Below are 592 nucleotides of genomic sequence, written 5' to 3'. Positions count from 1 at the left end.
CTCTCCCAGCCGTAGAATCAGTATTGACGGTTTAAAACCATTTTCATTCTCTGTGGTGAAGCGCTGATTTTTGCGCTTCATGGATGGCTAACGGGTGCAAGAGTTGAAGGTCCAGCTGCCAATTTGGTAGCTTTTTCTTTTTAAATAAAGGGAGTTCAAGAAGAACTGTTAAGTTTTGGGTGATTTTGGTATCCTTAATTTAGTGTTCTGAATGGAAAGAGCTGATTAAAGTGAATGAGTTTAAAGTTGCTGGTAAACAGGGATTTATAAGAATTGAATTTACTGAAGTTAATGGTTTTCCTAATGATACAAGTTATTTGGGTGGCTATGATGTTAAAGGGAAAATTGAAATTAAAAGTGGCAATTATTACGTCAAAGATGCCGAACTATGGTTTTCAACTGGACAAGTATACGAGTTCTTTGTTCAGTTGCAGAAATTTTATGACGAATTAAAAGGAAATGCCATTTTTTCAGAATCAGAAAATATTTTAAAAATTGACCTTAGTTTTAATAGATATGGGCAGATAAATATTCAAGGACATTTTCAAGAATTAGCACACCACGAGAATATTTATAGTTTTTGGATCCCCTT

At 34.1% G+C, this 592-nt stretch carries 1 protein-coding gene; it reads left to right on the top strand.

Annotation, left to right across the window (positions count from 1 at the left end; genetic code table 11):
- Positions 1 to 230 precede the first annotated feature (230 nt).
- Positions 231 to 592, top strand: a 362-nt coding sequence (locus tag V7150_RS14880; protein ID WP_335519659.1) for a WapI family immunity protein, incomplete at its 3' end; no start/stop codon positions are given.

This window comes from Neobacillus drentensis (assembly GCF_036965245.1).
GTDB classification, from domain to species: Bacteria; Bacillota; Bacilli; order Bacillales; family Cytobacillaceae; genus Neobacillus; species Neobacillus drentensis_G.
The sequence above is the reverse complement of the archived record's forward strand: the minus strand, read 5'-3'. Positions and strand labels throughout refer to the sequence as shown.